This is a genomic window from Achromobacter sp. 1011791174 (assembly GCF_059760925.1).
This window is the reverse complement of the sequence record NZ_JCBANH010000165.1, coordinates 1-6,543: the sequence shown is the minus strand read 5'-3', so window position 1 is coordinate 6,543 and position 6,543 is coordinate 1. Positions and strand designations below refer to the sequence as shown.

Below are 6,543 nucleotides of genomic sequence, written 5' to 3'. Positions count from 1 at the left end.
GGTCTGGCCAGGATCCAGCTCCGTGCTGGTGCCCGACAGCGTGGCCTCGCGGTAGCCTTCGTAGCGCGCGTGCGTGTAGTTGTAGGTGTCGTGTACGCCGTGCCCTGGTACATGTCCATGCGGTACTGCGTCACGTTGCCCGCCTGGTCGTAACCGCTGTAGGTCACGTTGTGGCTGCTCGACAGAGACCCGCGTTGCTCATCTTGACGAAGCGCGTGCTAGAAAGCCCGCCCCGCTAGATATGTTGGTCGCGACAGATTAAAAAAACACTGACTTAAGGCGAGTGCGTAGTGAACACCATCTCAGTACACAAGAATCTTGACTACACATGCACCGCCTACCGCTCTTATTGCTCACCTATCAGGCACTTAACATGGCTGACAGCAAGCAAAGAAAAGCTCAGAACATACATAATGGCCCTCCCGGCTTAACATCAACCGGCGCCCTCCAAAAATTTCACCCCATATAAATATACCAAACAATTATTACAAAAAATTCTCATCCACAAACATTTCAGAAAAAACCTGCGGATCAATCTCCACCCCATTATTCTCGGCAATTTTTTTATTCTTATTCCAAACATCCAAAATAAGGGCCGGCATATTGCCAGGAAACCCCATCTCCATTTCTATTATCTTATCCCATGCCCCCGATTTTCCGTATATTTCAGACAATTTTGGCCCCATAGAAATCAAGCTTTCATTATCAGAAAAACTCAACATTCCTATTGCTTTCAACACATAGCACTCGAGAAGACGAACAAGCGGCCTTCCCTCATATCGATCATTTTTCATATCATTTCAGGATTAATTGCCAAAGTATCAATAAAATTCTCTAACGTTGAAGCGAGCTCTAATATTCTCATTTCATCATGTAAACATATTTTTACACCACCAGCGCCAGCAGCCAGGTCAAGATAAATCTGATTACCCCCCCCATCAGCTGCAATCGGTAGCGCAAACTCTCCCAATATTGGCCGCCAATGTTTGACGGCATACCAGATACTCTCCGGCCCGTCGTCATCAACAGTTAGGTGATAAAAAAAATCGACAGAGAATTGTCCATTTTCACCATCGACCGTATTTAGCTCAGGATGCCCTCCATTTGAATATCGCAACAACATCTTCAAAGCAAGAGGCAATATCAATCTAGTTTTTTCTTGAAAATCCTGAAATTCTCGATCAGAAGGAGGAGACCGACGCACGGCCTCCCCGCCTTCATTGATATTTAATTCATGTAAATTTCTCATACTCAACGCTTTGGCGCACCAGCGGGCCGAGCCCATATCGCATACCCGCCAGCCGCCCCTGGATCTGGATGTAAAGTACGCCAGAATACCGAACCCGGGGTATGCTGAACCGAGGGAACTAATCGCATAACTCCCAATCCCGCATCATGATGCCAAGTGAATCCCGACGGATTTTGACGCCCACCAACAGACGAGGTTCGACTCACAACGCTTGGACTCAATTGATCCATCCGCCTCGCAAAATCAGCGTCTTCCATTAAAGCAGAATATAGGGCTTCATTTGCACGATTAAAGTGAATATTTGCCGACTTACCCCATACGGCACGAGGTAATGTAGTTTCAAATGCAACACTATAGAATTTACCATCAGGGATACTCGGAGTTCTAACAGTATCTCCACCCAACACAAACTTCGAGTCGTCCGGGATCGCCCTCAACCTCAGCCCCTGCCGATCCAGCAACGACTCCATCCCGCCAGCCAACAACCGACCACTATCCTCGGCCGCCAGCCTCAAGCCAAACCCAGAGGTACGAGCCGCGCCCATCGCCAGCGGCGCCATCTTGGACGCCAGGCTATAAGCTCCCGCACCAACCCCGGTCGCAGTAATCGCCATGTTCGTCCATCCCGCCTGCGCGGCGCGATAGTCACCAGCGGCCTCATAGGCCAGCGTACGATCAAGCTGGAAAAAGTCCCTGGTGCCTTGGTAGAGCTCGTCGGCTCCCATGTTTCCAGTAACTAAGCGCAGCCCCCCGCTGGCCAGACCCTTGCCCGCATTGACGATGCCCACGGCACGCGCATTGTTTCGATCCACGGCAACGCGCACGGCATCGGAGTTGTCCGCCAGCCAACCGTTCGTAGCGACGTTGGCTGCGCCCCATACCGAGTCGTTGACGTAGTACACCGTATCCCGAAGCATGTAAGCAGCGGCATCCCATTGCCCCAAGACCCGCTGCCCCAACTCTTCCATGACTCCCACGCGCGCCCGGCTGGCTCCCAAGGTCGTGCGTGGATAGTGCTCCGGCCGGACATCCAACCCCCGCAGATCTACCTGCGAACCGCCACCTTGTTCTCCGAACGCCATGCGCGCGATTTCTGGATCCAACTTGCCGTTGGCAGCGACCAGCACCGGCTTGCCATAGTCCCGTGGAGAATCGATTCCCAAGTAAGCGCTGATCCGTGCGTGATCTTCTTCAGAGAGTCCGTCATAGCTGCCGGTTTTGATATTCCGATAGCTATCGTAGAAGCCGGGCTCCGACGTCTGCAAAGTTCCGGCTCCGTAGGGCGACAAGTCATCCCAAGAACTTCTTATTGCTTGCCCAGCAGCTCCATTGGACCGAGCCACGACCGGCGCTGCACCGCTCTGCTCCAACGACGAAACCACCGAATTCCCCAACGCATTCCCAAACGCATCCACCGCGATCTGCAGATAGTTCGGCTTGCCTCCCGTCAGCACCGTCGCCGCAACCCCGCCCACCGCGCTGGACGCAAAGCCACGCATCAAGTTCGTCGAGAAATCATTCCCCGTGGGGAACAGCTTGCCTCCCACGAACCCGCCCACGCCCGCGCCCACGCCGGCGGCCGCCACATTGGTCCAGCTGAACTTGGACTGCAGCCCCGTCGCCATCGCGATGCCCTGCGTCACCGTCGAGCTGACCGTCGCCCGCACCGCCATCTGCATGGCGTTGGCGCCGGAGTACGTGCCATTGGCGATGCCGGCCTTGATGGACTCCGACAGCGCCTGGTTGCCGCTCAGGAAGCTCGCGCCGTTGAACGCGCCGCCCACCCCGGCCATCACGCCCGAGCCCAGCGCGCCCATCGCCACGCTGCCCCAACTGAACTTGGACTGCATGCCCAGCGCCATGCCCACGCCCTGGCTCACGGCGCTGCCGACAGCACCCGCCGCCAGCCCTATCCCGACCGCGCCGATGCCGGATAGCGTGGACGTGCCGGCCAGTACCGACACCCCCAAGTTCATCATGCCGCCCAGCGTGGCGCCTGCGGGCGCGGCCAACGCCCCCGCCGTAAACACCGTCGCCACCACCGCAACCACCGCCAGGATCAAACTGCCAAACCCGCCGCAGCCTCCTCCGCCATCCGCCTCCGGCACCGGCATCGTCGGCTGCGTATCCCCAATCAGCTTGCCCGGGTCATACGGCTTGAAGGTCTTGTAATCGTTATGGTTGCCCGACACCCGGTTCGGGATCGTCACCGTCGCCCCGACCCGCAGGTCGCGGTCGCTGGCAAGACCATTGGCCTCGGCCACCAGGAACCACAGGCGGCTGTCGCCATAGGCTTGCTGCGCGATGGTCTGTAGCGTGTCGCCCGGCTGGATCCGGTACGAGCCCGGGCTGGCCTGCGGGTTGCCGCCGTCGATGGGACGGAAGGACGGCGAGAAGTCGTCCGCGCCCACCGTCGGGCCTGTCGTGCCCAGCAGCTCGCCGTTGACGATCAGGGAACGCGTGGTCTTGCCGTCCTGCACCCGTTGCAGGATCTTGCCGCTGGCGTCGTTCACCAGCGTCTGGTTCTTGCTGCCGTCCTTGGTGTCGACCACCCCCACCAGGTTGCCGTTGACGTCGTACTGATACGTGGTCTGGCCCGGATCCAGTTCCGTGCTGGTGCCCGACAGCGTGGCCTCGCGGTAGCCCTCGTAGCGCGCGTGCGTGTAGTTGTAGGTGTCGTGTACGCCGTGCCCTCGTACATGTCCATGCGGTACTGCGTGACGTTGCCCGCCTGATCGTAGCCGCTGCACGGACCTGCGTTGATCATCTAAACAACGCGCATTGGACAATCAGCTCCGCCAGTTGTGTTGGTAGAAGCTGCTTAAGCAAATACCGGCGTGAAGCCGGTGTCAGGTAAATGCAATCTCACCGTAGGCGTAACCATGAAATTAAGCAAGGCAATCAAAAGATAAAGTGTTTATTTTTATCTTCAATCCAAAGCCCGACCACGCTCATTAAGTTCAAATAGCAAATCTCTACCATCCACAATCCAAAATTTATCTTTCTCAGGAAACAGACCCTCAGGATAAGTGTTGGCAAAATCCTCAAACTCTCCTACCCAACCATCTGGCACATAACGTTCCAATCGTGGCCCATCATGATAGAAGCCCGCGAATTTCTTATTATCAAAATCAATAAAAGCGATTGGAAATAGGAAACCGACATCCCACCAAGAATTCGCACTTGAAAACCTCTCCAACAACGCGTCTCGCAGGAACTTAATATCTAGCCTATGTGTCACTGGGTCAGCCAAGAACCTATCGGCTTCGTCTTGACCCACAACCACCAAACCGTCCCTTCTAGATGCAGCCACACTCTCACTAGGTACCTGATAGCCCGCAGCGATGAAGTCGTCCCGCCACTTCTTCCAATCCAACACCAAGTTATCATGATCAGACAGCAGCCAATGAATAACCCCATTGTGACGAGCAACCGCCACCACATATTCCGAATCAAGCAAATCAGGAGACGCCGGCCCTAGAATTTCACTGATATTCATAATCAACGCACCTTACCAGACCCAGGAATTGCATTTTCTTGCAGCCACTTCCCCCAAGGTGATTTCAGCTCATAAGAAAGACCTGGTGTAGTCGGGTCCACAATCTTTGGAGCGAGCCCTCCTTGATTCAAAGGATTACTTTTATAGTCAAACTGTGGAATCGCATTCTCTTTAATCAATTCGTTCATCCAAGAAGGAATTTCAAAGGAAACAACAGTACTATTTGGTCGCAATGTTCGAAAATACTCCGCATGGGAAGCATCGCCAATACTGATATTAAGCGTTGCATTTCGAATAACCGGACTGCCATTGGCATCTAGAGTAATCAGTGTCCTGCTCGCGTTGGGCATCACACCGCCCTGCACACGGTACACAGTGGCGGTGCCGCTTCCCCGCGCAACTACTGTAGGGCTTCCCGCAGCAGGACTGGAGGCGAGCAGCTCACTATTCGCACCTGCAGGTAGTCTCGCAAACCGCCCAGCAGCAATCCCCCCAACCATCCCAAGGGCACCACTACCGGCCGACTCATACTTACCGGAGAACAGATCCCCTGTTATATCACCGAGAGCCTTAACCGGCGCGGCATAGTACTCCCCCAGAGTTCCCCCGCTCTGAAAGAATTTCCCCGTATCACTCCACGGCGTAAACGGGTCGGTGTTGCCAGTGATCAACCTCTTCCCTGACAAGAAGCCCAGCTTCCCGATGTCACCCGCCATCAGCGGCACCTCAAGCACCGCATCCTTGGCCCCTACGAAGAAATCACGCGTCAAGGCTCCCGCAATCTCAGACCCTGATACGGGCTGCTCATCCATCACAGATCGATTCGCACGGCCATTCTTCAGCCCATATAGGAAAGTGCCCTTCTCGCCCTTGACCAGTTCCGATATGCTCGGCCCCTTCTGCAAAGCGCCAAACGCCTCCATGAAGGGCGGCACCTTGTCTGAACTGGCAACAAGCATGCCGGCACTTGTCCGGCGATCCTCACTCAGCGCACTGGTAAAGCTCGACACCAGCGCATCATTCAAATCCGCCGTCGAGTAGTTGGCGCCAGGCAAAGTCGCTGCGGAAATGCCACCCGTATACGACTGCGGCAACCCGGCACGATCCAATTGCTGATCGGCCCGGAATTTCGCCAGAGGATACCCACCATCATCCATCCCGACGGGCGACCGTGCGAATATCTCCAAATCCTGCCCGGTGACTCGCAAGCCTCGGTCCCTTCCTAGGTCGATCGGCCCGTTGGCGAGCCTGCGACCAGTCATGGAATCGACCACCGAATTCCCCAGCGCATTGCCGAACGCATCCATGGCGATCTGCACGTAGTTCGCCTTGCCGCCCGACAGGACCGAGGCAACCACACCGGCCCCCGTCCCCGCGACAACGCCTCGCGTCAGCTCGCTACCTGGGCCATTCCACCCCCGGAACGCCGTGTCGCCGATGCCATAACCAACCGCCGCCCCAACACCAGCCGCCGCCACGCCACTCCAACTGAACTTGGACTGCAGGCCGACCGCCATGGAGATCCCTTGGCTGATGGTCGAACTCACCACCGCGCGGCCGGCGACTTCCAGCATCTTCTGGCCCAAGGTTCCCTGAATTGCCGCAGCGCCTCCGAAGCTGCTGGCCACGCCTGCAGACACCGCCGTCGTCAGGCCGCCCAAGGCGACGCCGCTCCAGCTGAATTTGCTCTGCATGCCCATGGCCATGCCCACGCCCTGGCTGACGATGCTGCCTACGGCGCCAGCCGCCAGACCGATGCCTACGCTGGCAGCGAATCCCGCTCCGCCCAACAAGA

General features: G+C 56.5%; 5 protein-coding genes. All 5 read right to left on the bottom strand.

From position 1 onward, the window contains the following. Positions 1–485 precede the first annotated feature (485 nt). Positions 486–794, bottom strand: coding sequence for a hypothetical protein (locus tag AC6LJ5_RS29655; RefSeq protein ID WP_498142382.1), 309 nt, complete (start codon positions 792–794; stop codon positions 486–488). Then, entirely contained in the window at positions 791–1,249 is a 459-nt protein-coding gene (locus AC6LJ5_RS29650) for an SMI1/KNR4 family protein (protein ID WP_498142381.1), read from the bottom strand. Before AC6LJ5_RS29650 ends, AC6LJ5_RS29655 begins: the two co-directional genes overlap by 4 nt. A gap of 2 nt (positions 1,250–1,251) precedes the next feature. Further along, on the bottom strand, positions 1,252–4,038 hold the full coding sequence (locus tag AC6LJ5_RS29645) for an HNH endonuclease (RefSeq protein WP_498142380.1): 2,787 nt from the start codon (positions 4,036–4,038) through the stop codon (positions 1,252–1,254). Between the two features lie 140 nt (positions 4,039–4,178). Then, positions 4,179–4,748 carry a hypothetical protein gene (locus AC6LJ5_RS29640; protein WP_498142379.1) on the bottom strand — a complete coding sequence of 190 codons (570 nt, stop codon included), beginning with the start codon at positions 4,746–4,748 and terminating at the stop codon, positions 4,179–4,181. Positions 4,749–4,750: 2 nt separating this feature from the next. After that, the coding region (locus tag AC6LJ5_RS29635) for a hypothetical protein (protein ID WP_498142378.1) at positions 4,751–6,543 on the bottom strand (1,793 nt) is incomplete at its 5' end.